This is a genomic window from Arthrobacter sp. Marseille-P9274 (assembly GCF_946892675.1).
Classification (GTDB): domain Bacteria; phylum Actinomycetota; class Actinomycetes; order Actinomycetales; family Micrococcaceae; genus Crystallibacter.
Genome location: NZ_CAMPOV010000001.1, coordinates 2,420,446 through 2,445,292, shown reverse-complemented (window position 1 = coordinate 2,445,292; position 24,847 = coordinate 2,420,446). Strand labels below are relative to the sequence as shown.

Here is a 24,847-nt window from a genome sequence, read left to right as displayed (position 1 = left end):
CCGGTGCCGCTGCCCCGTGCGGCTTCCCCGCTGCCGCTGCACTAGGCTTGTCCAAGCTTGTTTCCGCCCGCTCAAAGGAGTTCCATGACAGAGCAGAAGGGGGTCAACCCCGAGCTCGCCGGCCGCGTCTATCCCGCCGGCGATGCCTACAGCGTTGGCCGCGAGAAGATCCGCGAGTTCGCCCGCGCGGTCAAAGCGACACATCCGGCCCACTACGACGTCGAAGCGGCCCGTGAGCTCGGCTACAAGGACCTGGTGGCACCGCCGACCTTCGCCATCATCGTGGCGCAGCGCGCGGACGCCCAGCTGATCGAGGACCCCGAGGCCGGGATCGATTTCTCCCGCGTGGTCCACGCAGACCAGCGATTCGTGCACCACCGGCCCATTGTCGCCGGCGACGAGCTCGTGGCCGAACTCCACGTGGACCAGGTGCGGTCCATGGGCGGCGGTGCGATGATCACCACCCGGGCGGAGATCAGCACCGCGGAGGGCGAGGGGATCGCCACCACGACGTCGTCCATCCTGGTGAGAGGGGAAGGCCAGTGACTGTTGCCCTGAACGAGCTGTCCGTCGGCCAGGAGATCGGCACGGCTGCCATCGACGTGTCCCGGGCGGACCTGGTCCGTTACGCCGGTGCCTCCGGCGACTTCAACCCGATCCACTGGAACGGACGCTTCGCCGAGCAGGTCGGCCTGCCGGGCGTCATTGCCCACGGCATGTTCACGATGGGTGCAGCGGTGCAGGTCGTGACGGACTGGATCGGCAATCCCGGTGCCGTCGTCGACTACCAGACCCGCTTCACCAAGCCGGTGGTCGTCGAGGACATTGACGGTCCGGGCGCCACCATCGAGGTCACGGGCGTCATCGGCGCCGTCGACGAGGCCAACTCGACCGTACGGGTGGACCTGACGGTGATGTCCGCCGGCCAGAAGGTGCTGGTCAAAGCGCAGGCCGTGGTCCGTGCCTGGTAGCAGCGAAGCCGCAGCCGGCGTGCAGCTGGCCCCGTTGACTACCGTCCGGGTGGGAGGCCCGGCGGCGAAATACATTGAGGCGGCTTCTGAAGAGGCCGTCATTGCCGAGGTCCGGTCCGCCGACGAGCACGGCGAGGACCTGCTGATCATCGGCGGCGGCTCCAACCTGGTGATTTCCGACGACGGGTATCCGGGGACGGTCCTGCGGATCGCGAATTCGGGCTACTCAATTTCCGAGGACGGTGCCGCGGGCGGGACCGTCCTGCTCGACGTCGAGGCGGGCCAGCAGTGGGACGAGCTCGTCGAGGCCACTGTCGGGCAGGGGCTGGCCGGGCTGGAGGCGCTCTCCGGGATCCCGGGGCTGACCGGCGCGACCCCGGTCCAGAACGTGGGGGCCTACGGAGCCGAGGTGGCCCACTCGCTGGAGAACGTCCGGGCCTGGGACCGCCAGGAGGCCCGGGTACGAACCTTCACCAACGGCGAGCTTGGCTTCGGCTACCGCGATTCGCTGCTCAAGCAGACCACCCTGAACGGCTCGCCGCGCTATGTTGTGCTGGCCGTGCGGTTCCGGCTGCGCCGCGACGCGCTGGGTGCTCCGGTGCGCTACGCCGAGCTGGCCCGGGCTCTGGGCGTCGAGGTGGGAGAGCAGGCGCCCGCCGCCGACATCCGCCGCGAAGTCCTCCGGCTCCGGGCATCGAAGGGCATGGTGCTGGACCCCGCCGACCGCGACACGTTCAGCACCGGCTCCTTCTTCACGAACCCCATCGTCCCGCCGGCTGGGGCCGAACACCTGCCGTCCGACGCGCCGCGCTGGCCCGCGGGGGAGCAAGTGAAGCTCAGCGCCGCATGGCTGATCGATCGGTCCGGTTTCGGCAAGGGCTTCGGCCTGGCAGGAACCGCCAACGGCGCCGTCGACGGCTTTACGGTGGCCGGCGGACGGGCCGCACTGTCCACCAAGCACACGCTGGCAATCACCAACCGCGGAAACGCCGAAGCCGCCGACATCCTCGCCATCGGACGGACCGTCCGCGACGGCGTTGAAAGCACCTTCGGTATCAGGCTGCACCCGGAACCGCTGCTGATCGGCTGCTCGCTCTAACCCTCATGGGCCGCGCTGGCTGGCCGCATCCTGCGCTTTGCGAAAGAGGATCAGGTCCTCGCGGTGGGCCCGGAAATCCACCAGCCGCTTCGTGCAGATCCAGTGCACCAGCTTGCTGCTGATGCTGATCTGGACCTTCCGGTCGAGCCGGTGAGCCATGAGCCACACCGGTGACAGGAAGGCCGGCAGTGCCGTGAGGAATTCGTCGGCGCCCATCAGCCGCGCGAAGGCGCCGTCCGGCCGGAACTGCCGTTCCAGCGCCAGGAGCTGGACCTGTTCCAGGTTCACGTAGTCGTCGCCGCAGGCGTCCAGGTACTTCCTCAGGTGCGCGTGGACGCGCTCATTGCGTTCCACAGTGGCAGGTTCCTGCTCCGCGCTGCAGAACAAGAAGAAGACGCCCAGCAACCGGTCCATGCAGGGTCTGTTCATCGGATGCCTTCCGCCGCGGCCAAGGGAACGCTTCCACGCTATCCAGTGTCGAAGCTCCGGCCCGGGACTTCGAAGCGCTTTGTGGACTGCCCGGTCGCCGGCCTGCGTGTGTAGGACCACCCGGCCGGCGGAAAAGCGTCTCGGACGGCAGGAGCCCGCTTCCCAAGAGGGGAGCGGGCTCCGTGAAGCTGAGGCCGTGAAGCGTGCCGCCGGGAGGCTGGCGCCCGGCCTAGAGGTTGCCGGTGGCGATCCGCAGCATGCGGCGCAGCGGCTCGGCGGCACCCCACAGGAGCTGGTCGCCGATGGTGAAGGCGCTGATGTACTCCGGGCCCATTTCGAGCTTGCGGATGCGCCCCACCGGAATGTCCAGGGTGCCTGCCACCTTGACCGGCGACAGCTGCTCCACCGTGGCTTCCTTGGTGTTCGGAACGACCTTGGCCCACTCGTTGTCGGCGTCGATGATCCGCTCGATTTCCTCGACGGACAGGTCTTCGGTGAGCTTCAGCGTCAGCGCCTGGGAGTGGCAGCGCATGGTGCCGATCCGCACGCACAGCCCGTCGAAGGGGATGCGCCGTTCGGACGCGCGGCCCAGGATCTTGTTGGTCTCCGCGCCGGCTTTCCACTCCTCCTTCGACTGGCCGTTGCCCAGGTCCTTGTCGATCCACGGGATCACGGAGCCGGCCAGCGGCACGCCGAACTGCGAAGAGTCCATGGCCGGATCCTGCTGCTGGGCGAGGACCTTCCGGTCAATCTCGAGGATGGCGGACGCCGGGTCGGCGAGCTCCGGCGCGACCGCGCCGTGCAGGGAGCCGAACTGGTTCAGCAGTTCGCGCATGTGCCGGGCGCCGCCGCCGGAGGCCGCCTGGTAGGTCATCGAGGTTCCCCATTCGACCAGGCCGTTCTTGAACAGGCCGCCGAGGCCCATCAGCATCGCGGAGACGGTGCAGTTGCCGCCGACGAAGTTCTTCACGCCGCGGTCCAAGCCGGCGTCGATCACGTCGCGATTGACCGGGTCAAGCACGATGATCGCGTCATCGGCCATGCGCAGGGTCGAGGCCGCATCGATCCACAGGCCGTCCCAGCCCGCGTCGCGCAGCTTGGGGTAGACCTCGGAGGTGTAGTCGCCGCCCTGGGCGGTCACGATAATCGGCAGCTTGGCCAGCGTCTCGATGTCGTAGGCATCCTGCAGGGTGCCGGCACCCTCGGCGAACGCGGGGGCCTTGCCTCCGGCGTTCGACGTGGAGAAGAAGACAGGATTGATCAGGTCGAAATCGCCCTCGTCCTGCATGCGCTGCATGAGGACGGAGCCGACCATGCCGCGCCAGCCGATGAGGCCGACGGACCGGGCAGGGGCAGAAGCTGCTGCTGAAGTCATGCCAACCATTCTAGGACAGCGGCCCTGAGCAGCGGCAAAAACGTGACCCCGGTCTCGCCCGCTGCGGTCAGGCCGGTGACTGCGTCCAGCGCTCGATTCGGTAGCGCGTGCCGTTGGCCGAGGTCAGCCAGCCCTCGGCCGGCTCGCGGGCCTCGGCCGTCCAGCCGCCGCCCAGCCGCGGGGCGTAGGTGTCCCCGTCCGTCTCCATGTCGATGACGGTTACGACGGCGGTGGTCGCCAGGGCGGTGGCGTCGCGGAAGATTTCCCCGCCGCCGATGATCCAGATTTCCTCGCTGCCGGGGCTCTCGCCTGCTGCTGCCATGGCCTGATCGAGGGATGCGGCCGCCACGGCGCCCGCGGCCTCGACCTCGCGGCGCAGCTCCGGGCGGCGGCTGATCACGATGTTCGTCCGACCGGGCAGCGGTCGGTACTTCTCCGGGAAGGACTCCCAGGTCTTGCGGCCCATGACCACCGGATGGCCGCTGGTCGTGCGCTTGAAATGGGCCAGGTCCTCGGGCAAATGCCAGGGCAGGTCGCCGTCGCGCCCGATGACGCCGTTGGAGCTCTCCGCCCAGAGCAGGCCCACCAACCTGCGGTCTGCGGCGCTCATACGGACACCGCCGCCTTGATGGTCGCGTGGTGCCGGTAGTTGGCCACCTCGAAGTCCTCGTACTCGTAGTCGAAGATGCTCCCGGGCTTGCGCAGGATGTTCAGCTGCGGGTACGAATACGGTTCCCGGCTGAGCTGCTCGTTGACCTGGGCCAGGTGGTCGTCGTAGATGTGGACGTCGCCGCCGGTCCAGATGAACTCGCCCGGCTCGAGGCCGACCTGCTGCGCGACCATCAGGGTCAGGAGCGCGTAGGAGGCGATGTTGAACGGCACGCCCAGGAACATGTCCGCGCTGCGCTGGTAGAGCTGGCAGGACAGCTTGCCGTCCGCCACGTAGAACTGGAAGAAGGCGTGGCACGGCGGCAGCGCCATGTTCTTGATCTCGGCGACGTTCCAGGCCGAAACGAGGTGCCGGCGCGAGTCCGGGTTCGCCTTCAGCCCTTCGACGAGCTCGGCGATCTGGTCGATGTGGCCCCCGTCCGGCGTGGGCCACGAGCGCCACTGTACGCCGTAGACGGGACCCAGCTCGCCGTCGTTGTCCGCCCATTCATTCCAGATGCGCACCCCGCGCTCCTGCAGCCACCGCGCGTTGGAATCGCCGCGCAGGAACCAGAGCAGCTCCAGCGCCACGGACTTGAAGTGCACGCGCTTGGTGGTGATCAGCGGGAAGCCCTCGGCCAGGTCGTAGCGGATCTGGCGGCCGAAGACGCTGCGGGTGCCGGTACCGGTGCGGTCGGCCTTTTGCGTCCCGTTGGCGAGGACGTCGCGCAGCAGGTCCTCATAGGGAGTGGGGATTGGCCGGTCCGTTGGGGGAGGGGGCGTAGACGTCACGCCCTCCAGTCTAACGGGGGTGTGTAGGACCTGCGGCTGGTGTCCCCAGGTGCGCCACTCCGGGGCCAGCGTGTGCCTAGAGGGAGCCGCCGGCGGCTGCGGGGGCACCGTAGTCGCGTCCGTCGTCGCCCACGGACTCGCGGGCCATGAAGTTCTCGATGTCGAAGAGGTTGTCCGCGCGCTCGGCGATGGCCAGCAGCGTGGACATGGAGGCGACCTCCTCGACCTGCTCCTTGAGGAACCAGAGCATGAACTGCTCGCCCAAGGCGTCCGTCTCGGCGCGGGCCGCGGCAAAGAGGGCCTCGATCTGCCGGGTGACGGTCCTCTCCTGTTCCAGCGCCAGCCGGATCGGATCCACGACGTCGGCGAAGTCGTTGCGCACCGCGGGGACTCCGGGGATGCTGATCCTCAGGTCCCGGTCCAGCATGTACTGCACGAGCATCATGGCATGGTTGCGCTCTTCGATGGACTGCCGGTAGAAATGCCTGGCCAGCTGGGGCAGGTCCTCGTTGTCGAACCAGACGGCGATGGCGACGTACTGCTGGGAGGCGGCAAACTCGTGGCCGATCTGTTCCGAGAGAAGTTCGTTGAATGTGCTCATATCCAGCAGCCTAGACGGCGGGGACGCGGACCGGTAGCAGCGAGGCAGGTCCAGCCGGTCCGCGCGCCCCGGTCCGGGCCCCGTCAGTCGTCGTAGGCGTCGTAGTGCTCGACGGAGAGAATCCGGCCGGGGTGGTTCACGCTGACCTGGCAGACGATCACCGCGCCGGGCTTCAGGTAGGGGTCCTTGGACGGCAGCTGTGCGGCCAGCTCGTCCGAGGCGTGGGCGCTGAGCACCTTGATTACCTGCGGCAGCACCGGGCGGTGCGTGCAGACGGCGGTGGACCTGCGCTTATCCAGCAGCCCCTTGACCGCGGCGCGGGCCTTCTTCGGGTTCCGGTGCGCGCTGTGCTCCGTGATGGCCTCCACCGTGCGGATCCGGGCGTTGTGGAACCGGGCATACGGCGTGAGGGTCTGCAGGCATCGGGTCCACGGACTGGAGACGATCCGCTTGGGCTTCCAGGCGCCGAGCAGCCGGCCCACGGCCAACGCCTGGCGCTGCCCGGTGGCGGCAAGGGGGCGTTCGCCTTCCGGGCGGGCCCAGGACGAGCGCGGGCGGGCTTTGGCATGGCGTACGACGACGAACGGGTACGTTTCCAGCTCGTCGCGCCGGTGCGCTTCCACCAGGGCCTCCAACGGATCCCGGTCCGACGGATTGCTGAGCATCCGGGACGCTTCGGCCGGCGTGCACCAGCGGACCTCGTCCACCTCGACGCCGTCCGGCCGCGGCGTGCTCTTCTCCAGCTTGGCGGCCCAGTAATAGACCTTCTTCAGCCCTGAGGCCACCGGGTATTCGATGGCGGGCAGCGGGATGCCCAGCTGCACGGTGACGTCGACTTCCTCCATCACTTCGCGGACGGCGCATTCCGGGTTGGTCTCGCCCGCGTCCAGCTTGCCCTTCGGCCAGGACCAGTCGTCGTAGCGCGGGCGGTGGATGAGCAGCACTTCCAACTGGCCCCGCCGGGCGCGCCAGCAGAGCGCCCCGGCGGCCGTCACGCTGACGTCCTGGGGCGAGGACTCCTGATCGGTCATTTTCCGGGTCTTGCTCTTCGCCATCAACGCCGGGTGCCCGAGCGCTGGCGGTCCCGGCTGGCCAACAGCCAGGACTGGATGTCGCTGAGGGGGTTGCCGGCGTCGTCCTTATGATGGCGCGTCCAGCGGCCGTAGCTGTCCAGGTGCCAGCTGGCCGTTCCGGGGTCCATGTATCGGTTCATCATTGACATCAGCTCGGCGATGTCTTCGCGCGAAGCGAGCTGGACGAGGGCCTCCACGCGGCGGTCGAGGTTGCGGTGCATCATGTCGGCGGAGCCGATGAAGACCACCGGGTCCCCGGCGTTGCCGAAGCAGAACACACGGGAGTGCTCCAGGAAGCGGCCCAGGATGGAACGGACCCGGATGTTGTCGCTCAGTCCCGGCACCCCCGGGCGCAGCGCGCAGATGCCGCGGACAATCACATCGACTTGCACGTCTGCCTGCGAGGCGCGGTACAGGGCGTCGATAATGGCCTCATCCACCATGGAGTTGACCTTGATGACCACGCGCGCGGGCAGCCCTGCCTTGCGGTTGGTGATTTCCGCCTCGATCCGGTCGATCAGGCCGCTGCGGACCGAACGCGGCGCAACGAGCAGCCGCTTGAACGTGGACTTGGGGGCGTAGCCGGAGAGCTGGTTGAACAGCTTGGAGAGGTCCTCGCCGACCTGGTCGTTGCTGGTGAGCAGGCCCAGGTCTTCGTAATAGCGGGCCGTGCGGGGGTGGTAGTTGCCGGTGCCGATGTGGCAGTAGCGCCGCAACCTGTCGCCTTCCTGGCGCACCACGAGCGAGAGCTTGCAGTGGGTCTTCAGCCCCACGATGCCGTAGACCACGTGCACGCCGGCCTGCTCCAGCTTCCGCGCCCAGTCGATGTTCGCCTGCTCGTCGAATCGGGCCTTGATCTCCACCAGCGCCAGCACCTGCTTGCCGGCTTCGGCGGCATCGATCAGGGCGTCCACGATGGGGGAGTCGCCGGAGGTCCGGTAGAGGGTCTGCTTGATGGCCTGGACCTTCGGGTCCGCCGCAGCCTGTTCCAGGAAGGCCTGGACGGACGTGGAGAAGGAGTCGTACGGGTGGTGCAGCAGGATGTCGCGGCGGCGCATCGCGGCGAACACATTGGCCGCTTTCGACGTCTCGCTCTCGTTGAGGTACCGGCTGGTGTGGGCCAGCTGCTTCGGGAAGTGCAGGTCATTGCGGTCGATGTCGGAGATGACGCTCAGGCCGCGCAGGTCCAGTGGTGCGGGCAGGGAAAAGACCTCGGACTCCTCGACACCGAGTTCGCGCACCAGCAGTTCGCGGACACTCGGGTTGATGTCCGTGGTGACCTCCAGCCGGACGGGCGGGCCGAACCGGCGGCGCAGCAGTTCCTTTTCCAGTGCCTGCAGCAGGTTCTCGGCGTCGTCCTCTTCGACCTCCAGGTCCTCGTTGCGGGTGACGCGGAAGGTGTGGTGCTCCAGGACCTCCATGCCTTGGAAGAGCAGGTCCAGGTGCTGGGCGATGATGTCTTCGAGCGGGATGAAGCGCGCGGTGCGGCCCGGGATCGAGCCGGCCCGCGGGCCGTCGATGGAGATCAGGCGCGGCAGCTGGTCCGGAACCTTGACGCGGGCGAAGAGCTCCTTCTCGCTGACCGGGTTGCGCACCACCACGGCCAGGTTCAGCGACAGCCCGGAGATGTAGGGGAAGGGATGGGCCGGATCCACCGCGAGCGGGGTAAGGATCGGGAAGACTTTCTCCTTGAACATGGCGGTCAGCGAGTCGCGGTCCTGGTCCGTCAATTCGGACCAGCGCACCACGTGGATGTGCTCGTACGCCAGTTCCGGCCGGATGTGCTCGGCGAAGACGCGGGCATGGCGGCTCTGCAGCCGGTGGGCCTCGACCATGATCTGTTCCAGCTGCTCCAGCGGGCTGGTCCCGGCGGCGGAGGGCACCGCGATGCCCGTGGCGATCCGGCGCTTGAGTCCGGCCACGCGGACCATGAAGAACTCGTCCAGGTTGGAGGCGAAAATCGAAAGGAAGTTCACCCGCTCCAGCAGGAACATGTCCGGGTCCTCGGCCAGCTCCAGCACCCTGGCGTTGAAGTCCAGCCAGCTCACTTCCCGGTCGAGGAACCTGTCGTCGGGACTGAAATTGCCGTCCGGAACCAGCGACGGCGCGAATTCAGGGATGTCGATCCTGTCCTGGGTCGCGCGGGCGGGGGCCGCTTCGGACGAGCCGAGCCGGTAGGCGGCAGCCGGAGTTGCCGATTCGGTAGCCATGGGAGGTCTCCTCAGCTTCAAGGGTGGTGCGAGCGCCCCGGTCGTGGCGGGGCCGATGAGACTAGGTTATCCTTCGTTCCGGCCGGCCGAGGCCGCGGCCGGAGCGTACATCACGTCCGTGTCCCATCGCGTGAAGCCGAGCTTGCGGTAGAGCGCCACCGCCGGCGCGTTGTCGCCGTCGACGTAGAGCATGATGGCCGGCTGGCCCTTTGCGTGCAGGTGCTTGATTCCGGCGACGGTCAGCGCCTTACCCAGCCCGGTGCCCTGGGCCCGCGGCGTCACGCCGACCACGTAGACCTCGCCGATGGACGGATGCGAGCCGGTGCGCGGATGGATCTTGGTCCAGTGGAAGCCGAGCAGGGCGCCGTCGTTATTGTCCACTGCGAGCAGGAAGCCCTCGGGATCGAACCACGGCTCGGCCATCCGCGCTTCAAGGTCGGCCAGCGTCTGCCCTCCCTGCTCGGGATGGTGGGCGAAGGCGGCGGCATTGGCGGCCAGCCATGCCTCCTCATCCTGTCCCGGAACAAAGGCACGGATGGAAACGCCCTCGGGAAGCCTGGCCTCGGGCAGCTGCTGCGCGTGGGTCAGGCGCATGCGCCACAGCTCGCGCACCGGGGCGAACCCGAAGCGCCCGGCCAGCTTGGCCGCGCCCTCGTGGTCCCCGTGCGACCAGGCGCGCAGGGCGGGCAGTTCGGCGTGCTCCTGCAGTTTGGCCGCGAGGCCGGTGCCCACGCCCTGGTTGCGGTATTCCGGGTGCACCACCAGTTCCAGGACGCCCGCGTCTTCGCCGTGTACAGGGAAATTAACGACGGCGACGCCCGCCAGCGCCGTGGCCGAGGCCGGGTCCGACTTCTCCTCGTTGGCGTAGGTGGCCAGCACGAGCAGCTGGTCGGAATCCGAGGCCTTGAGGTTGACCCAGGTCTGTTCGGAGAGCGGCGGGTTCCCGTCCGCCTCCTCGGCGGCGGCGGCGAGGGCGCGGACGCTGCCCAGCACCTCGGCGTCGGGAGCGCCCTTGAAAATCTGTACCGGCCAGTCGGACGAAGACAGTGCGTTCATGACCACAGCCTAGCGCGGGCGGGTGGAACGGACGGGGTTCAGACCGACTGTTCGGCGCCGGTTTCCGTGGCCTCGCCGGAGCGCGCCAGCGTGAAGCGGTAGCCGACGTTGCGGACGGTGCCGATCAGGCCCTCGTTGTCCGCGCCCAGTTTGGCGCGCAGCCGTCGCACGTGGACGTCCACGGTGCGCGTGCCGCCGTAGTAGTCGTAGCCCCAGACCTCGTGCAGCAGCTGGTCACGCGTGAAGACGCGCCCCGGGTGCTGCGCCAGGTATTTGAGCAGCTCGAACTCCTTGTAGGTCAGGTTCAGCGGCTGGCCGCCCACGCGGGCCGTGTAGCTGGCCTCGTCGATCACGATGCCGGCGGCGCGGATCTCCGTGCTGGTTTCCTCGTCGGCGTGGTTGGCGCGGGCGACGACGAGCCGCAGGCGCGCCTCCACCTCGGCCGGGCCGGCGCTGTCCAGGACAACGTCGTCGGCCAGCCAGTTGGCGGACACGGCGGCCATCCCGCCTTCGGTGAGGACCAGCATCAGCGGGGCTCCCAGACCGGTGGCCTTGAGCAGCTGGGTCAGGCTCCGGGCACCGACCAGGTCCTTGCGGGCGTCCACCAGGACGACGTCGGCCGGGTCCGCCTCAAGCAGGGCGGTGGGCTCGGCCGCAAGGATGCGGACCTTGTGGTTGAGCAGCTCCAGGGCGGGGAGCACCTCAATCGAGGAGCCCGGGCTGTTGGTCAGGAGCAGAATGTGCGGCATGTTTCCTCCCCGAAGGCTGATTCGGCGCACATCGACGGGCGAATCATCCGGCGGGCAGGGTGTAGCAGGGTGCGGATGATTGGGCACAAGTATAGCGCCGAGGGGCCGGGCCTGTGAGTGTTGTCGCACTCATTCCCGTAATGAGGCAGGATGGCCGGGTGAGAACGTGGATCGTCGCGGTCGTTGCAGCCGTGCTGTTAAGTGCCGTGATCGGCGCAAGCTACTGGTCGCCCGCGGCGGTAGTCGCCGTCGCCTGCGCGGGCGCGCTGATGGTCGGCCTCGGCTGGCCGCAGCTGCTCGGCATCCCGGCGCGCAAGACGCTCTCGACCGTGATCTCGCTGGCCGGCATCGGTGCTGTCCTGCTGGCCTCGGTGGCCCCCACGGGGATGGCGCTGGCCTGGACGGTCGTCGTCGTTGCCTTGGGAGTGATGGCCGTGTTCATGGTGCAGCTGGTCCGCGGGACCGGCCAGCCGCACCGCCTCGAATCGACCTTCGGGGCCAGCACCGGCCTGGTGCTCGCGGTCCTCGGTGCCGGCTGGGTGGCTGCGGACCGGCTCTCCGACAATGAGGCCGACACCGGCATGATGTTGGTCACCGGGATCAGCATGCTAATGACGATAGCGGTCTGTGTGCTGCCGTGGCCGGACCGCCTGGTGGCGCCGCTGGGCGTGCTGCTCGCGGTGTTGACCGGCATGCTCGGCGCGGCCGTCACTTCGGACGTTCCGCTGCTGCCCGCCGCCGTCGTGGGAGCCGTCGTCGGCATTGTCGTTGTCTGCTTCCGGCGCCTGGTACTGGCGGAGGGCGGCCCCGAACAGCTGCCGGCTGCGCTCGCCGTCGGGTCCGCCCCGGTGATGGCGTCGGGCGGCCTCGTCTACTTCCTCGAAAAGATGCTGCTGGTCTGACGGACCCGGTTCGGCGCGCCGTCCGACGGGGCGTAATGCGTCAGCACCGCCCCGACCCGCCGGTTAGTATGGAGCTATGTCGCATCTTGCTCTTGAGATTTTCTTCCTAACCCTGCTTGTTGTTGCCGGTTTGTCCATGGCCTGGTTCGCCGGGCTGGTCGTATGGCGCCTGTTCAAGGGCCAGAAGTAAGGACTGATTTTCGGCCATGCCGATGGAACTACCCACCGACCTGACACCCGAGCTGGTGCCGCTGTCCTGGCTGCTGGGCACCTGGGAGGGCGCCGGCCGGCTTGGAGAAGGTGACGCGGATTCGGAGTACTTCTTCCAGTCCGTCACCTTCCGGCAGCACGGCCTGCCCTTCCTGCAGTACGACGCCGAGAGCTGGCTCACCGACGAGGACGGCACCAGGCTGCGGCCGCTGTCCGTCGAGTCCGGCTTCTGGGCGCTGGACCGCAAGCTCAATGACGCCGACGTCGGGCCCGGGCTGATCCCGGCGGAGATCGTTCCGGCGCTGAAGTCCGCGGACGAGGTCGAGGAACTGCGCAACGAAGCCGGCGGGTTCGACATCACCGCGACCATCGTGCACCCCGGCGGGATCTGCGAGCTGTACTACGGCCAGATCAAGGGGCCCCAGATCCAGCTCGCCACGGACATGGTGATGCGGGGTTCGCAGTCCAAGGAGTACAACGCCGCCACCCGGATCTTCGGCCTGGTTGAAGGGGACCTGTTCTGGCGCTGGGACGTTTCCTCGAGCCAGGGCAAGGAGCTGAAGGCGCACGCGTCGGCCATCCTGAAGAAGCTCGCCTGAGCCAAGGCGGGAATGCACCCTAGCCCGAGGACGTTGACCAAGGATATGAGCTACCGAAGCCCCCTGCTGTCACGCCCCGGAGCCGTCGAAGCCTCCGAACCGGATGCCGGCGTCGCCGCCCATTTCGGCGACCCGATGCGCGAACAGAGGCTGCTGGCCCGCGGCGCGGCGGTCGTGGATCTGTCCCACCGCGGCGTCGTGACGGTAGCCGGAGAAGACCGGCTGAGCTGGCTGAACACCCTCTCCTCGCAGCTGCTGCTGGACCTGAAACCCGGCGAGTCCCGGGAGACCCTGCTGCTGACCGTACAGGGCCGGATAGAGTACGACGTCAGCATCATTGACGACGGCGGCACGAGCTGGCTGATCGTGGAGTCCTTCGAAGCCGAAAGCCTTGCCGCGTGGCTCGCGAGCATGAAGTTCATGCTGCGCGTGGACGTGGCCGACGTAACGCGGGACTGGGCCGTGGTCGGTGCCGCCGCTCCGCAGGCCGGCTTCGAGGAGCGCCTCGCCTGGCAGGACCCTTGGCCCGAGATCGGCGCCGGCGGCTACGCCTACACCGGCATCGAGGAACCCAGTCACCCCGGCCGGGAGCGCACCTGGTTCGAGTACCTGGTTCCCGCGGACGAGCTGGAAGCGGCCGTGGCCGGACGGGACCTGGCCGGCGTCTGGGCGGCGGAGGCCCTCCGCGTCGCCGCGTGGCGGCCCCGGTTCGGCTTCGAGACCGACGACAAGACCATCCCGCACGAACTGGACCTGCTGCGCACCGCCGTGCACCTCGCCAAGGGCTGCTACAAGGGGCAGGAAACCATTGCCCGGGTGCACAACCTCGGCCACCCGCCGCGCCGCCTCGTCTTCCTCCAGCTGGACGGCTCCCAGCACACTTTGCCCGCGCGCGGCAGCGAAGTGCGGCTCGGCGAACGTGCCGTCGGCCGGGTGACGTCCGCCGTCCAGCACTATGAAATGGGCCCGGTGGCCCTCGCCGTGATCAAGCGCTCGGTGGACCCGTCGGCGGCGCTCCTGGTGGTCGACGGCGAGGAGACCTACGACGCCGCCCAGGAAGCCATCGTGGCCCCGGACGCCGGCCAGGTCGTCGGCCGTCCCACCGGCCTGCTGCGCGGGCCCCGCTAACTGCGCAGGCGGACCGAGGAACCCGCGGAGAAGGGCGCGTCGGCGCCATCGCCCCGGACAATGGTCCGGACCGCGGCCGCGGTTAGGGGGTGCCGGCTTTCAAATAGACCGACGTCTGGGTCCCTGCTTCGACGAATCCCAAAGAGAGCGCAGTCGCCCTGGACGCCGCGTTGGACTCATGGGCGCGCCACTGCGGAATCAGTCCGGCGGTGAGCGCCTCATGCCCGGCGATGGCGGCAACCAGCGAGCCGATGCCGCGCTGCCGGAACTTCGGCAGCGTCAGGGCGGAGATATGTCCCAGGATCTGCTGCCATTCCTGGAAGCCCGCGCCTGCCACCGGATCCGCGCCGTCCATCAGCACGAATGACTTGTCCATGCCGCTCAGACCGACCTCGTTGACGTCGTCCGGCGGGCACAAAGCCTCCAGCCGAAGCGCGTCGTCAGTGAAGGTGGACACCGTGATTTCTTCGTCCGGCTGCACGAGCGGGAGGTCGTCGGCGAAGTACAGCTGCGCCTTGCCGGCGCCGTTTCCGCCGTAGCCGCCGCTGAGCTGCAGCAGCGTGCGATGCTCCGCCAGCTCGCTGTCGGAGTAGGCGGCCGCCGCCTCCAGTGCCCACTCGGGTCCCACCAGGGCGGACCGGCCGAACAGGCGCACAAAGGTGAGCTTCCCGGCGTCGTTATTAATGCGGGTCAGCCGCCCGACGTCCCCGGCAAAAGCGGTGTCCCCGAAGCCCAGCAGCCGTGCCCAGGCCAGCAGCACAATGTCGCATGTGCCTGAGTCCAATTTCATGCTGACAGCCTACGCGCAGCTGAAGCTCAGCCGAAGAGGACAGCCGCCTCGTCGTAGCGATGCTGCGGAACAAATTTCAGATTCCCCACAGCTTCCTGGAAACCGACGTTGAGGACTTCGGTTCCGCGCAGCGCCACCATGGTGCCCCAGCGCTTGTCCGACACGGAATCGACGGCGGCCATGCCCAGCCTCGTCGCGAGGACCCTGTCGTACGCGGAAGGCACGCCGCCGCGCTGGATGTGGCCGAGCGTGGTGGCGCGGGTTTCCAGCCCGGTCATCCGCTCCAGCTCCGGGGCCAGGTGCTCGCCGATGCCGCCCAGCCGCGGCCGGCCGAAAGCGTCCACACCGCGTTCGGCCCACGGTTTGTCCTCGTCTTCCGGGACCCAACCCTCGGCCACGACCACCAGCGGTGCGCGGCCGCGCTCGTAGGCCTCCATCACCCAGGCGGCCACCTGCTCCATGGAGACCTTCTGTTCCGGGATCAGGATGGCGTGGGCGCCGGCCGCCATGCCGGCATGCAGGGCGATCCAGCCGACATGCCGGCCCATCACCTCGGCGATCATGCAGCGGTGGTGGGCCTCGCCCGTCGTGCGCAGGCGATCGATCGCCTCCGTCGCGATCTGGACGGCTGTATCGAAACCGAAGGAATAGTCCGTGGCATCGAGGTCGTTGTCGATCGTCTTGGGGACGCCGACAATGTTCAGGCCTGCGTTCGTCAGCTCCCTGGCGCCGGCGAGGGTGCCTTCGCCGCCGATCGCGATCACGGCGTCCACGCCCAGCCGTTCGAGCGTCGCGGCGATGTTCTCCGGGCCGCCGTTCGGTCCGTCATACGGGTTGGTGCGCGAGGTGCCGAGGATGGTGCCGCCCTGCTTGGAGATGCCGCGGACCTTGTGCCGCGGCAGGTCGATGCATTCGCCGTCCACCACGCCGCGCCACCCGTCGAGGAAGCCGACGAATTCGTGGTCGTAGGTCTTGATGCCCTTGAGCACGGCACCGCGGATCACCGCGTTCAGGCCGGGGCAATCGCCGCCGCTGGTCATGATGCCGATCTTCACTTCGAACCCACCTTCTTCGCGCCTGCTCGTAAGTCCGGAGCGCGCCGTCGGGCCCCAGTCGATTCTAGACAGACCCTGAGGCCGATCACATCCCTGGCGGGAAAGAGCGGGACCCCCGCAGGATTCTGCGGGGGTCCCTGGAGGGTCGGTGCTGTGCTGCTCAGCGGCCCAGCCTCTTGTTGGCCAGCAGCCGCTCCAGCGCAATGCTGTCGTCGTAGTTGGGCAGGAGCAGCCACACCACCAGGTAGCCGGCGACGCCGATTCCCGGCACCAGGAAGAGCAGGAGCGTCGCGATCCGGACCAGGGTCGGGTCCCAGCCGAACTTGGCGGCGATGCCCCCGCAGACTCCGCCCAGCCAGCGGTTGGGGCCGCGGCGCAGCGGGATGGCTCGGAGGAAGCGGTAGAAGGAGTCCATGGAAGCAGGTTCTTTCGTCTCGAGGGCTGGGATGTGGGGTCGGACCGCCGCCGGCTGGCGTTACGGCGTGTCCCGGTCGGAGGAACGGTAAGGGTCGGCGGCCTTGTCCCGGGTGCGCAGCACGCCCCAGATGCCGCCGGCCACGAGGGCCAGGCCGGAGCCGATCAGCAGCACGATCAGCACCTGGCCGAAATCGAAGCTGAGGCCAAAGATGACGCTGAGCAGCACCAGCAGGCTGACCGCCACCGCGACCAGGCCCCACACAATGGTGCCGGTGCTCGGGCCGGTGATGATCCCGCCGTCGTTAGTGGTTTGCGAACTCATGACGAGCTACCCCTTTCCGGCGCTTCGACAATCTCCACATTGCTGGCTGCGCCCCTGATCTGCAAGATGACGTCGGGCGAGGAGCCGTCGTCGTTGATGGTGAACGTTGCCGGCTGCCACAATCCCGACCGGCGCTGGGTACCGGCCGCCCCCGGGTATTCAATGTTGCCCATGGCCAGCGAGGACTGGACCTCCACCTGTTTGGTGGCCGGCAGGACGATCTCGACGTTGGACGCCACCGTGTTGACCGGCACCACCGTGGGCCCGCCGAAACTGCCGGCGCCGAGGTCGCTCAGGTCGACCCTGCCCTGGCTCGCCACGATGCTGTAGCCCTCGCTTGGCGCGGCGCCGGATTCGCTGGTCCAGGTGGTCTGGGTGCCGATGGAGTAGTTCGCCGTGGTCCACTGCACGCCGGCCGTGGTCACGAGGGACAGGACGATGCCGACTGCGGCGAGGAAACCGAGGATGCCCGAGGTGCGGCCCCGCGCCCCGAGGACCACGATGCCGGCCCCGATGCACAGCAGTGCGGCCGCCACGGCCACCGGGAGGATGGCCACGCCCGCATCGGTGCCCAGCACCAGCGGCAGGGCAAGTACGACGCCGGCAGCCACCATCGCGGTTCCGAGCGTGAGGGCCATACTCACCCCGGAGGGGCCGCGGCGCCGGGGCCGGGTCCGAGCCGAGGCTGCTGGCCGAACCGGCGGGGCTGCCCGGTACCGGGCCGAGACTGCTGGTAGGCCCGGTCGGCGCGGCCGTCCCGGGATATCCGGCAGACGGATAGCCCGTGCTCCCTGCCGCCTGAGGGCTGTTCCGGTTGCGCGTGGCCAGCCAGTAGATGAAATAGCCGAGCGCGCCGAGCCACACCACGGCCCACAGGTAGGCGCTGAATTCCCAGTCGCCGTCGCGGAAGAAGCCGAACGGGCGGTCGAACAGGCCCAGGATCGTCGCAATCAGCGCGCCCGTCATGCCCGCCGTCCAGTGGCCGCGGCCGGCCTCCTCGGCGTGGATGCGTCCGTCGGCCTCCGGAAGCAGGGCCCAGGCAAGGCCGTAGAGGAGGACGCCGAAGCCGCCGAACAGTGCGACCAGGATGAAGAGTCCGCGGACCAGCACGGGGTCCAGCCCGGTGCGGTGTCCGACGCCGGAGGCGACGCCGCCGATCCAGCGGTCCGCGCCGCGCGGCATGCCCAGGCTGCGGAACCAGTTGAAGAAGCTGTTGCTGTCCGGCTGCGGGATGCTGCCGGGCATCGGCGGAACGCTGCCGGTCACGGGGCCACTGCTGCCTGGGGGCAGGTCGCCGCTCGAGGAGGTCCCGCCGTCGTTATGGTCAGTGGGCTGTTGCCGCTCTTCCGGAACGTCCCGGCCGGGCGCGTCCCCGGGACGTTCCGGACCGGTGGGGTCAGAGGGATTGGAAGTCATACCCCGATCATTCCAACGGGGCGGTGCGGATTCTATGGGGGGCTACCCTGAACCGTCCCCGACCTGCCCCGAAGTCTCCCTGACTACGGTCCCTTTCGGTTGCCTGGCCGTGTTTGGATTAAGCCATGCGCGCACCCCTCGTCCGTTCCAATGACCGGCTCATTGCCGGCGTCTGCGCCGGGCTGGCGGACCATCTGGGAGCGCCCGTGCAGCTGGTGCGGGCAGCCATGGTCCTGCTGGCCGTCGGCGGGGGAGCGGGCCTGCTCCTGTACGCGTGGCTGTGGCTGCTGGTGCCGACGGCGGACGAGGCAGTCCGCAATGAGGCCCAGGCCTTCAACCCCCGCAACATCGCCGGCAATTTCGCCCGCAGTTTCGGCGCTCGGCCGGACACCCCGGGCGCTCCGGCGGCCGGGACCGGCGCGGCAGCCGGAGCTGGAGCGGGCGCGGCGCCCTCGAACGGCGGACGGGCTGCCTGGCTGATGCGCCGCGGGGGCTGGGAGATCGTGCTCGGCGCGGGCCTGGTGCTGGCTGGCGCCGCGATCGTGGCCCAGATGGCCGGCTTCAACGTGCCATGGGGAACCTGGCTACCGCTGGCTGCGATTGCGGGCGGCGCCGTGATCGCCTGGATGCAGCTGGACAACACGCGCCGCGCCGGAATCATGGACCGGGCCGGTGCCAGCGGTGCCCAAGGCGCGGTGCGGCTGGGAATCGGCCTGGCGTTGGTCATCGCCGGGATTTTCGCCATGGTCTCAGGCTCGATCAGCTGGGACCTGATGTGGCCGGCCATGTTCGCCTCCCTCGCCGTGCTGGCCGGCGTGGGGCTCGTCCTGGCGCCCTGGGGCTTGAAGTACTGGAAGGACCTGGAGACCGAACGGTCCGGCCGCATCCGGGAAACGGAGCGGGCGGAGATCGCGGCCCACTTGCACGATTCGGTGCTGCAGACGCTGGCCCTGATCCAGAACCGCGCGTCCTCGGAACAGGACGTCACCAGGCTGGCCCGCGCCCAAGAGCGTGAACTGCGCGAGTGGCTGTACCGGGACAAGCGGCAGGAACAGGGCGACCTCGTGGACCGCATCAAGTCGGTGGCCGCCGAGATCGAGGACGCCTACGGCCAGCCCGTGGACGTCGTCGCGGTCGGTGACACCGCGATGACGGACCGCCACGAGGCCCTGGTCCACGCCACCCGCGAGGCGGTGCAGAACGCCGCCAAGCACGCGGGCGGCAACATTTCGGTCTACCTGGAGTGCCGTCCTGGCAGCGCCGAGGTGTTCGTCCGCGACCGTGGTCCGGGATTCGACCTGGCCAACGTACCGGCGGACCGGCTGGGCGTGCGGGAGTCCCTGATCAACCGGATGGAACGGCACGGCGGCGACGCTCGCATCCGCAACACCGGCAATGGCACCGAGGTGCAGCTGAGCCTGAAGTATCCCGAGGAAGGAACCGCATCATGACCCCATCAATCCGCACGGTGGTCGTCGACGACCACGCCATTTTCAGGTCTGGCCTCAAGTCGGATCTGGACGCGCGGATCGAGGTGGTCGGCGAGGCGGCGACCGTGGAGCAAGCCATCGAGGTGATCCACGCGCTCACGCCGGATGTCGTTCTGCTGGACGTGCACCTGCCCGGGGGACGCGGCGGTGGCGGTGCGGAAGTCGTGGCGGGCTGCGCGGCGCTGCTGGGGCAGACCAGGTTCCTCGCGTTGAGCGTCTCCGATTCCGCGGAGGACGTGGTGACCGTCATCCGGGCCGGCGCCCGGGGCTATGTCACCAAGGCCATTTCCGGGGCGGAGATTTCCGACGCCGTGGCCCGGGTGGCCGGGGGAGACGCCGCGTTTTCGCCGCGACTGGCAGGGTTCGTGCTGGACGCTTTCGGGACCGCGGCCGTCGCCTCGGTGGACGATGAGCTGGACAAGCTGTCGGCCCGCGAGCTGGAAGTCATGCGGCTGATCGCCCGCGGCTACAGCTACAAGGAAGTGGCCAAGGAGCTGTTCATTTCCATCAAGACGGTGGAAACCCACGTCTCGGCCGTGCTGCGCAAGCTCCAGCTCTCCTCGCGGCACGAGCTGACCCGGTGGGCGGTGGACCGCCGCATCCTCTAGTTTCCCGACCCGCGCGCCGGAATTAAGCTGGAGCATGGCATCCATGCCCCCGTGGACGGAGCAGTCGCCGCGACGGGAACATCCGGAACACCGCAGGACCTCTTGCATCGTTGCCGGCGGAGGGCCCGCCGGAATCATGCTGGGCTTGCTGCTCGCGCGCGCCGGGGTGGATGTCACCGTGCTGGAGAAGCACGCGGACTTTCTCCGGGATTTCCGCGGGGACACGGTCCATGCCTCCACCATCCGGCTTCTGGACGAACTCGGCTTGGGCGAGGACTTCCGCCGGCTGCCGCAGAGCCGGCTCGATAATTTCCAGCTGCCGCTGCCGGACGGCAGCCGGCTGCCATTGGGTGACTTCGGGCGGCTGCGGGCCCCCTACAACTATGTAGCGATGCTGCCGCAGTGGGATTTCCTGAATTTCCTCGCCGAGGCCGCCGCCCGCGAACCAACGTTCCGGCTGCAGATGAATTCAGAGGTCATCGCCCTGCTCTACGAAGATGGCCGGGTCACCGGGGTGCGCTACCGTAACCGCGACGCCGGCACCGGCCGATCGCGGCCTGCTGAGAGTGCGGTACCCGATTCGGAACTGCGCGCAGAGCTGGTTGTTGCGTGCGACGGCAGACATTCGACCTTGCGGAGGCTCGCCGGACTCATACCGAGGGAGTATTCCGTGCCTTTCGATGTCTGGTGGTTCCGGCTTCCCCGGCATGCGGATGAGCTCGGAGGGATTGCCAGCATTGTGCCGTCCTTCGGGCCCGACGAAGCGATGGTGGCGCTCTTCCGGCAGGACTACTTCCAGATCGGTTACCTGACGCACAAGGGCCAGGACGCCCGGCTGAGGGCCGAGGGCGTGGAGCGCTTCCGCGAGCGGGTGCGCAGGCTGCGGCCGGACTTCGCGGATCGGCTGGGCACGATCGAATCCTTTGACGACGTGCAAATGCTCGACGTTCGGCTGAACAGGTTGCGCCGCTGGTACCGGGCGGGGCTGCTCTGCAGCGGCGATGCGGCACACGCTATGTCGCCGGCTGGCGGAGTCGGTATCAATCTGGCCATCCAGGATGCCGTCGCGGCCGCAAGCCTCCTGGCCGCGCCTTTGCGGCGCGGCCAGGTGAGAAGACGGGACCTCGCCAGCGTGCAGAGACGGCGGCAACCGCCTACCCTGCTGGTCCAAGCGGCGCAGCGCCGGCTGCACAAAATCCTCTTTTCGGGGACGTCCGCCGGCCGCCCCGCCGGAGTGCCGCGGCTGCTGGTCTTCGCCGCCCGGCATCTGCCGCGGCTGCGCGCGCTACCCGCGCGCATGATCGCCTTCGGGCCGTTGCCGGAGCACGCGCCGCCGTTCGCCCGGCGCTGAGAGCCCTACTTGGCAGTGCCGAGGAACTCCTGGAGCCGGCCGACGCCGGTGGCCAGGTCCTCGTCGCCGAGGGCGTAGGACAGGCGGACATACCCGGAGGGACCGAAGGCCTCACCCGGGACCACGGCCACCTCGACCTTGTCCAGGATGAGCGACGCCAGCTCGGCCGATGTCGCCGGACGTACGCCGCCGATCTCCTTGCCGAGGAGCCCGCGGACGTCCGCGTAGGCGTAGAACGCGCCCTTGGGCGTCGGACATTCCACACCCTCGATCTCGTTGAGCGCCGTGACCATTGCCTTGCGCCGGCGGTCGAAGGCGACCTTCATCTCGTCGACGGCGGTCAGCGGCCCGGAAACCGCGGCCAGGGCTGCCATCTGGGACACGTTGGCGACGTTGGACGTGGCGTGGGACTGCATGTTCGTCGCCGCTTTGATGACGTCCTTGGGCCCGATCATCCATCCGACACGCCAGCCTGTCATCGCGTATGTCTTGGCCACACCGTTGAGGATGACGACCTTGTCGCCCAGTTCAGGTGCCGCAGTGGCGATGGAGGTGAAGGGCATGCCGTCATAGGTCAGGTGCTCGTAGATCTCGTCCGTGACGACCCAGAGGTCCTTGGACGCGGCCCACTTTCCGATTTCGGCGACCTGTTCCGGCGAGTACACGGCGCCGGTGGGGTTCGACGGCGAGACGAACAGCAGGATCTTGGTCCGCTCGGTCAGGGCTGCTTCCAGCTGGTCCACGGTAACGAGGTAACCCTGTTCCGGGCCCGCAAAAACCTCGACGGGGACGCCGCCGGCGAGCCGGATGGCCTCCGGATACGTGGTCCAGTACGGGGTCGGCACGAGGACCTCATCGCCCGGGTCAAGCAGGGTGGCGAAGGATTCGTAGACGGCCTGTTTGCCGCCGTTGGTCACGAGCACCTGGGCGGGTTCCACCTCGTATCCGGAGTCGCGCTTGGTCTTCTCCGCGATGGCCTGCTTCAGCTCGGGAAGCCCGCTGGCGGGGGAGTAGCGGTGGAACTTCGGCTGGCGGGCAGCAGCGATCGCTGCTTCCACGATGTAGTCCGGGGTGGGAAAGTCGGGCTCGCCGGCGCCGAACCCAATGACCGGGCGGCCGGCTGCCTTCAACGCTTTGGCCTTGGCATCGACAGCCAGGGTGGCGGATTCGGCAATGGCGGCGATGCGCTGTGAGATGCGCGCGGTGGCAGGCATGGATTTCCCGTCTGATTAAGCGTCAAAACTGTTCCCGGCCAGTCTAAAGCTTTGCCGCTGCGCCTGTCCCGCGTGACCGGAAGCGGCAAGAGGTTCCGTGTGCGGCAGCTGCGGTCGAGGACGCCGGTTCGGTGCTGGGCCGGAAATGTTGCATAATAGAGAGTCCCCCTTCGAAGGGAGGGCGAGGTCGGTTCGACGAAAGGGCTTCCCTGACGTACACTTGATCTCCGGTGTTGAAGAACGCCATGATGTGCCGTGCCTGTGAAGGTTTCGGCGCTCGTGGATCAACCCAAAGGGTAGTGGCGCAATTGGTAGCGCAGCGGTCTCCAAAACCGCAGGTTGCAGGTTCGAGTCCTGTCTGCCCTGCGCATTACCGTCTCGGCGGGAAGCAGCAGTTCAAGCAATACATGGCGTGACGCCAGCGGTGCTGCCGGTCGCGGACCGGCTCACCGGCTACCGGACTAGATGAGTGAGGCACAGGTTGACCGAAACGGCTGCCGGAAGCTCGAGACGCCCGTCGGGCAAGAGCCCCGAGAAGCGTGGATTCTTCGGCAAGATCATCCTCTTCATCCGCCAGGTCATCGCGGAGTTGAAGAAGGTCGTTACGCCGACCCGCAAGGAACTGCTCAACTACACGCTCGTGGTGATCGCCTTCGTCGTCATCATGATGCTGATCGTGACAGTCTTGGATCTCGTCTTCGGTCAGGGTGCGCTGTTCATCTTCGGTGACGGAGCGCCCGAACAGTAGCGTCCTTGCTCAGGATTCTGCCGTTCGTACCGGAAACGGCGGGCAACGCGCGGGCCTGGCAGGCAGGCAGAGCGAACCAACCAGAGCTGAAGAAGAAAGCAGGAAGCTAAGTGTCCGAGCAGGAACTCGAGTCGCAGAACACCGAGGAAACCGCTGATCTGGAGACACCGGATCAGGCCACCGTGACCGGCGCCGATGAGGCGCCGGCTTTCGACGTTGCCGAGGACCTTGCCGACGCCGACGAAGCCAGCGAGGGCGAGGAGCCTGACGCTGAGGAGGCCGGCGAGGACGCCGAAGCCGCCGCAGAGGAAACCGGCGAGGGCGAGGAGCCTGCCGCCGAGGAAGCCGAAGCCGAACCGGAAGAAGATCCGGTCGAAGCCTTCCGAGCCAAGCTCCGCCGGCAGCCCGGCGACTGGTACGTCATCCACTCTTACGCCGGCTACGAAAACCGTGTGAAGGTCAACCTGGAGACCCGTATCCAGACCCTGAACATGGAGGACTACATCTTCGAGATCCAGGTCCCCATGGAAGAGGTCGTGGAGATCAAGAACACCACGCGGAAGATCGTCAACCGCGTGCGCATCCCCGGCTATGTCCTCGTCCGCATGGACCTGACCGACGCCTCCTGGGGCGCCGTCCGCCACACCCCCGGCGTGACCGGCTTCGTCGGCAACGCCCACAACCCGGTGCCGCTGAGCCTGAACGAAGTGTTCTCCATGCTCGAGCACACCGTGACCGCGGCCAAGCCGGAAGCCGGCAAGCCGGCAAAGGCGGCCCAGGCCGCCGCGCCGATCGCCGTGGACTTCGAGGTCGGCGAGTCGGTCACCGTCAACGACGGCCCGTTCGAGACCCTCCCGGCCACGATCTCCGAGATCAAGCCGGAGTCCCAGCAGCTGGTGGTGCTGGTGACCATCTTCGAGCGCGAAACCCCGGTGACGCTCTCGTTCAACCAGGTCACCAAGATCCACTAACCCCAAGAACTTCGCGCAGGCCGGCCCGCTTTACCCGTCCTGCGCGGCCGGCCACCTCGCCAGGGTGGCCAACCACCGCCGGCACGCTCCTGTGCCTCCGGTACGCAAAGAAGAGAAGGACCCGATATGGCCCCCAAGAAAAAGGTCACCGGCCTCATCAAGCTGCAGATCCAGGCAGGCGCCGCCAACCCGGCCCCGCCGATCGGTCCTGCACTTGGCCAGCACGGTGTGAACATCATGGAATTCTGCAAGGCGTACAACGCCGCCACGGAATCCCAGCGCGGCAACGTGATCCCGGTTGAAATCACGGTCTACGAAGACCGCTCTTTCACCTTCGTCACCAAGACCCCGCCGGCCGCCGAGCTGATCAAGAAGGCTGCAGGCGTGCAGAAGGGCTCGGCCACTCCGCACACCGTCAAGGTCGCGAAGCTGACCCAGGCCCAGGTCGAGGAAATCGCTTCCTCGAAGATGGAAGACCTGAACGCCAACGATATCCAGGCCGCGGCCAAGATCATCGCCGGCACCGCCCGCTCGATGGGCATCACCGTAGAGGGCTAAGTCCCAAGCGGTAACAAGACAATACAAAGAACGACGGCGGAATCCTCCGCATGACCCGCGGGTCG

General features: G+C 68.1%; 27 protein-coding genes, 1 tRNA gene and 1 pseudogene. 13 read left to right on the top strand and 16 right to left on the bottom strand.

All coding sequences use genetic code 11. The annotated features are described in order from the left end of the window. Nucleotides 1–84: 84 nt before the first annotated feature. From OC550_RS11225 to OC550_RS11215, 3 genes are read left to right on the top strand one after another with little or no spacing between them, the layout of a single operon-like run. The gene (locus OC550_RS11225) at nucleotides 85–546 is read left to right on the top strand and encodes a MaoC family dehydratase N-terminal domain-containing protein (RefSeq protein ID WP_262105858.1); all 462 of its coding nucleotides are present in this window, start codon (nucleotides 85–87) and stop codon (nucleotides 544–546) included. Next, complete coding sequence (locus OC550_RS11220) at nucleotides 543–971, top strand: MaoC family dehydratase (protein ID WP_262105857.1); 429 nt, start codon at nucleotides 543–545, stop codon at nucleotides 969–971. The genes OC550_RS11225 and OC550_RS11220 overlap by 4 nt, the downstream gene beginning before the upstream one ends. Continuing rightward, nucleotides 961–2,070, top strand: a complete 1,110-nt coding sequence (locus OC550_RS11215; RefSeq protein WP_262105856.1) for a UDP-N-acetylmuramate dehydrogenase — start codon at nucleotides 961–963, stop codon at nucleotides 2,068–2,070. Before OC550_RS11220 ends, OC550_RS11215 begins: the two co-directional genes overlap by 11 nt. Before the next feature lie 3 nt (nucleotides 2,071–2,073). Here OC550_RS11215 and OC550_RS11210 read toward each other — a convergent pair whose 3' ends face one another. The 9 genes from OC550_RS11210 to OC550_RS11170 form a co-directional block, all read right to left on the bottom strand. Continuing rightward, nucleotides 2,074–2,484 (bottom strand): hypothetical protein, encoded by a 411-nt coding sequence (locus OC550_RS11210; RefSeq protein ID WP_262105855.1) that lies wholly within the window; start codon nucleotides 2,482–2,484, stop codon nucleotides 2,074–2,076. Nucleotides 2,485–2,728: 244 nt separating this feature from the next. Beyond that, nucleotides 2,729–3,874: an aspartate-semialdehyde dehydrogenase gene (gene asd, locus OC550_RS11205; RefSeq protein WP_262105854.1), complete on the bottom strand. Its 1,146-nt coding sequence runs from the start codon at nucleotides 3,872–3,874 to the stop codon at nucleotides 2,729–2,731. A gap of 67 nt (nucleotides 3,875–3,941) precedes the next feature. Further along, complete coding sequence (locus tag OC550_RS11200; RefSeq protein ID WP_262105853.1) at nucleotides 3,942–4,484, bottom strand: dihydrofolate reductase; 543 nt, start codon at nucleotides 4,482–4,484, stop codon at nucleotides 3,942–3,944. Next, nucleotides 4,481–5,314 carry a thymidylate synthase gene (locus tag OC550_RS11195; protein WP_306556920.1) on the bottom strand — a complete coding sequence of 278 codons (834 nt, stop codon included), beginning with the start codon at nucleotides 5,312–5,314 and terminating at the stop codon, nucleotides 4,481–4,483. Before OC550_RS11195 ends, OC550_RS11200 begins: the two co-directional genes overlap by 4 nt. A gap of 76 nt (nucleotides 5,315–5,390) precedes the next feature. Then, on the bottom strand, nucleotides 5,391–5,921 hold the full coding sequence (locus OC550_RS11190) for a ferritin (protein ID WP_306556931.1): 531 nt from the start codon (nucleotides 5,919–5,921) through the stop codon (nucleotides 5,391–5,393). 77 nt (nucleotides 5,922–5,998) lie between these two features. Then, entirely contained in the window at nucleotides 5,999–6,946 is a 948-nt protein-coding gene (locus tag OC550_RS11185; protein ID WP_262105851.1) for an NUDIX hydrolase, read from the bottom strand. Between the two features lie 23 nt (nucleotides 6,947–6,969). After that, nucleotides 6,970–9,198 (bottom strand): RNA degradosome polyphosphate kinase, encoded by a 2,229-nt coding sequence (locus OC550_RS11180; protein ID WP_262105850.1) that lies wholly within the window; start codon nucleotides 9,196–9,198, stop codon nucleotides 6,970–6,972. 66 nt (nucleotides 9,199–9,264) lie between these two features. Further along, nucleotides 9,265–10,254, bottom strand: coding sequence for a mycothiol synthase (mshD, locus tag OC550_RS11175; RefSeq protein WP_262105849.1), 990 nt, complete (start codon nucleotides 10,252–10,254; stop codon nucleotides 9,265–9,267). Between the two features lie 38 nt (nucleotides 10,255–10,292). Next, the gene (locus OC550_RS11170) at nucleotides 10,293–11,003 is read right to left on the bottom strand and encodes a response regulator transcription factor (RefSeq protein WP_262105848.1); all 711 of its coding nucleotides are present in this window, start codon (nucleotides 11,001–11,003) and stop codon (nucleotides 10,293–10,295) included. 158 nt (nucleotides 11,004–11,161) lie between these two features. On the opposite strand from OC550_RS11170, the gene OC550_RS11165 reads away from it, so the two are divergent. From OC550_RS11165 to OC550_RS11155, 3 genes are all read left to right on the top strand, one after another. Continuing rightward, nucleotides 11,162–11,905 (top strand): hypothetical protein, encoded by a 744-nt coding sequence (locus OC550_RS11165; protein ID WP_262105847.1) that lies wholly within the window; start codon nucleotides 11,162–11,164, stop codon nucleotides 11,903–11,905. Nucleotides 11,906–12,111: 206 nt separating this feature from the next. Next, nucleotides 12,112–12,714, top strand: a complete 603-nt coding sequence (locus OC550_RS11160; RefSeq protein ID WP_262105846.1) for an FABP family protein — start codon at nucleotides 12,112–12,114, stop codon at nucleotides 12,712–12,714. Nucleotides 12,715–12,759: 45 nt separating this feature from the next. Then, nucleotides 12,760–13,842, top strand: coding sequence for a folate-binding protein YgfZ (locus OC550_RS11155; RefSeq protein WP_262105845.1), 1,083 nt, complete (start codon nucleotides 12,760–12,762; stop codon nucleotides 13,840–13,842). Nucleotides 13,843–13,924: 82 nt separating this feature from the next. On the opposite strand, the gene OC550_RS11150 is transcribed toward OC550_RS11155, so the two are convergent. The 6 genes and pseudogenes from OC550_RS11150 to OC550_RS22370 all read right to left on the bottom strand — a co-directional run. After that, nucleotides 13,925–14,632: a GNAT family N-acetyltransferase gene (locus OC550_RS11150; RefSeq protein ID WP_262105844.1), complete on the bottom strand. Its 708-nt coding sequence runs from the start codon at nucleotides 14,630–14,632 to the stop codon at nucleotides 13,925–13,927. Nucleotides 14,633–14,658: 26 nt separating this feature from the next. After that, entirely contained in the window at nucleotides 14,659–15,687 is a 1,029-nt protein-coding gene (locus OC550_RS11145) for an ATP-dependent 6-phosphofructokinase (protein ID WP_262105843.1), read from the bottom strand. Nucleotides 15,688–15,847: 160 nt separating this feature from the next. Further along, nucleotides 15,848–16,102: a PspC domain-containing protein gene (locus OC550_RS11140; protein WP_262105842.1), complete on the bottom strand. Its 255-nt coding sequence runs from the start codon at nucleotides 16,100–16,102 to the stop codon at nucleotides 15,848–15,850. Between the two features lie 60 nt (nucleotides 16,103–16,162). After that, on the bottom strand, nucleotides 16,163–16,426 hold the full coding sequence (locus OC550_RS11135; protein WP_262105841.1) for a hypothetical protein: 264 nt from the start codon (nucleotides 16,424–16,426) through the stop codon (nucleotides 16,163–16,165). Next, nucleotides 16,423–17,064 carry a hypothetical protein gene (locus tag OC550_RS11130; RefSeq protein ID WP_262105840.1) on the bottom strand — a complete coding sequence of 214 codons (642 nt, stop codon included), beginning with the start codon at nucleotides 17,062–17,064 and terminating at the stop codon, nucleotides 16,423–16,425. The genes OC550_RS11135 and OC550_RS11130 overlap by 4 nt, the downstream gene beginning before the upstream one ends. A gap of 391 nt (nucleotides 17,065–17,455) precedes the next feature. Continuing rightward, a pseudogene (locus OC550_RS22370) lies at nucleotides 17,456–17,608 on the bottom strand (PspC domain-containing protein); the annotation flags it as partial. Between the two features lie 359 nt (nucleotides 17,609–17,967). Between OC550_RS22370 and OC550_RS11125 the strand changes: the two are divergent. Genes OC550_RS11125 through OC550_RS11115 form a run of 3 tightly spaced genes read left to right on the top strand, consistent with a single transcriptional unit; the run spans nucleotide 17,968 to nucleotide 21,291 of the window. Beyond that, a complete protein-coding gene (locus OC550_RS11125) occupies nucleotides 17,968–19,293 on the top strand; it encodes an ATP-binding protein (protein ID WP_262105839.1) in 1,326 nt (441 codons plus the stop codon). Further along, entirely contained in the window at nucleotides 19,290–19,940 is a 651-nt protein-coding gene (locus tag OC550_RS11120; RefSeq protein ID WP_262105838.1) for a response regulator transcription factor, read from the top strand. The genes OC550_RS11125 and OC550_RS11120 overlap by 4 nt, the downstream gene beginning before the upstream one ends. A 34-nt stretch (nucleotides 19,941–19,974) precedes the next feature. Then, a complete protein-coding gene (locus OC550_RS11115) occupies nucleotides 19,975–21,291 on the top strand; it encodes an FAD-dependent oxidoreductase (RefSeq protein WP_306556919.1) in 1,317 nt (438 codons plus the stop codon). Between the two features lie 5 nt (nucleotides 21,292–21,296). Here OC550_RS11115 and OC550_RS11110 read toward each other — a convergent pair whose 3' ends face one another. Then, complete coding sequence (locus OC550_RS11110; RefSeq protein ID WP_262105837.1) at nucleotides 21,297–22,505, bottom strand: pyridoxal phosphate-dependent aminotransferase; 1,209 nt, start codon at nucleotides 22,503–22,505, stop codon at nucleotides 21,297–21,299. Nucleotides 22,506–22,798: 293 nt separating this feature from the next. Here OC550_RS11110 and OC550_RS11105 point away from each other — a divergent pair. From OC550_RS11105 to rplK, 4 genes are all read left to right on the top strand, one after another. Further along, nucleotides 22,799–22,871: transfer RNA gene (locus OC550_RS11105), tRNA-Trp, on the top strand. Nucleotides 22,872–22,986: 115 nt separating this feature from the next. Beyond that, nucleotides 22,987–23,253 (top strand): preprotein translocase subunit SecE, encoded by a 267-nt coding sequence (gene secE, locus OC550_RS11100; RefSeq protein ID WP_262105836.1) that lies wholly within the window; start codon nucleotides 22,987–22,989, stop codon nucleotides 23,251–23,253. 110 nt (nucleotides 23,254–23,363) lie between these two features. Next, on the top strand, nucleotides 23,364–24,224 hold the full coding sequence (gene nusG, locus OC550_RS11095) for a transcription termination/antitermination protein NusG (RefSeq protein WP_262105835.1): 861 nt from the start codon (nucleotides 23,364–23,366) through the stop codon (nucleotides 24,222–24,224). A 126-nt stretch (nucleotides 24,225–24,350) separates the two neighbouring features. Next, nucleotides 24,351–24,782 (top strand): 50S ribosomal protein L11, encoded by a 432-nt coding sequence (rplK, locus tag OC550_RS11090; protein WP_262105834.1) that lies wholly within the window; start codon nucleotides 24,351–24,353, stop codon nucleotides 24,780–24,782. The last annotated feature ends 65 nt before the right edge of the window (nucleotides 24,783–24,847 follow it).

Coding starts and splice junctions, on each gene's coding strand:
- OC550_RS11225 (WP_262105858.1), top strand. CDS start 85: ATGACAGAGCAGAAGGGGGTCAACCCCGAGCTCGCCGGCCGCGTCTAT.
- OC550_RS11210 (WP_262105855.1), bottom strand. CDS start 2,484: ATGGACCGGTTGCTGGGCGTCTTCTTCTTGTTCTGCAGCGCGGAGCAG.
- asd (WP_262105854.1), bottom strand. CDS start 3,874: ATGACTTCAGCAGCAGCTTCTGCCCCTGCCCGGTCCGTCGGCCTCATC.
- OC550_RS11200 (WP_262105853.1), bottom strand. CDS start 4,484: ATGAGCGCCGCAGACCGCAGGTTGGTGGGCCTGCTCTGGGCGGAGAGC.
- OC550_RS11185 (WP_262105851.1), bottom strand. CDS start 6,946: ATGACCGATCAGGAGTCCTCGCCCCAGGACGTCAGCGTGACGGCCGCC.
- OC550_RS11180 (WP_262105850.1), bottom strand. CDS start 9,198: ATGGCTACCGAATCGGCAACTCCGGCTGCCGCCTACCGGCTCGGCTCG.
- mshD (WP_262105849.1), bottom strand. CDS start 10,254: ATGAACGCACTGTCTTCGTCCGACTGGCCGGTACAGATTTTCAAGGGC.
- OC550_RS11170 (WP_262105848.1), bottom strand. CDS start 11,003: ATGCCGCACATTCTGCTCCTGACCAACAGCCCGGGCTCCTCGATTGAG.
- OC550_RS11160 (WP_262105846.1), top strand. CDS start 12,112: ATGCCGATGGAACTACCCACCGACCTGACACCCGAGCTGGTGCCGCTG.
- OC550_RS11155 (WP_262105845.1), top strand. CDS start 12,760: ATGAGCTACCGAAGCCCCCTGCTGTCACGCCCCGGAGCCGTCGAAGCC.
- OC550_RS11150 (WP_262105844.1), bottom strand. CDS start 14,632: ATGAAATTGGACTCAGGCACATGCGACATTGTGCTGCTGGCCTGGGCA.
- OC550_RS11140 (WP_262105842.1), bottom strand. CDS start 16,102: ATGGACTCCTTCTACCGCTTCCTCCGAGCCATCCCGCTGCGCCGCGGC.
- OC550_RS11135 (WP_262105841.1), bottom strand. CDS start 16,426: ATGAGTTCGCAAACCACTAACGACGGCGGGATCATCACCGGCCCGAGC.
- OC550_RS11130 (WP_262105840.1), bottom strand. CDS start 17,064: ATGGCCCTCACGCTCGGAACCGCGATGGTGGCTGCCGGCGTCGTACTT.
- OC550_RS11125 (WP_262105839.1), top strand. CDS start 17,968: ATGCGCGCACCCCTCGTCCGTTCCAATGACCGGCTCATTGCCGGCGTC.
- OC550_RS11120 (WP_262105838.1), top strand. CDS start 19,290: ATGACCCCATCAATCCGCACGGTGGTCGTCGACGACCACGCCATTTTC.
- OC550_RS11115 (WP_306556919.1), top strand. CDS start 19,975: ATGGCATCCATGCCCCCGTGGACGGAGCAGTCGCCGCGACGGGAACAT.
- OC550_RS11110 (WP_262105837.1), bottom strand. CDS start 22,505: ATGCCTGCCACCGCGCGCATCTCACAGCGCATCGCCGCCATTGCCGAA.
- rplK (WP_262105834.1), top strand. CDS start 24,351: ATGGCCCCCAAGAAAAAGGTCACCGGCCTCATCAAGCTGCAGATCCAG.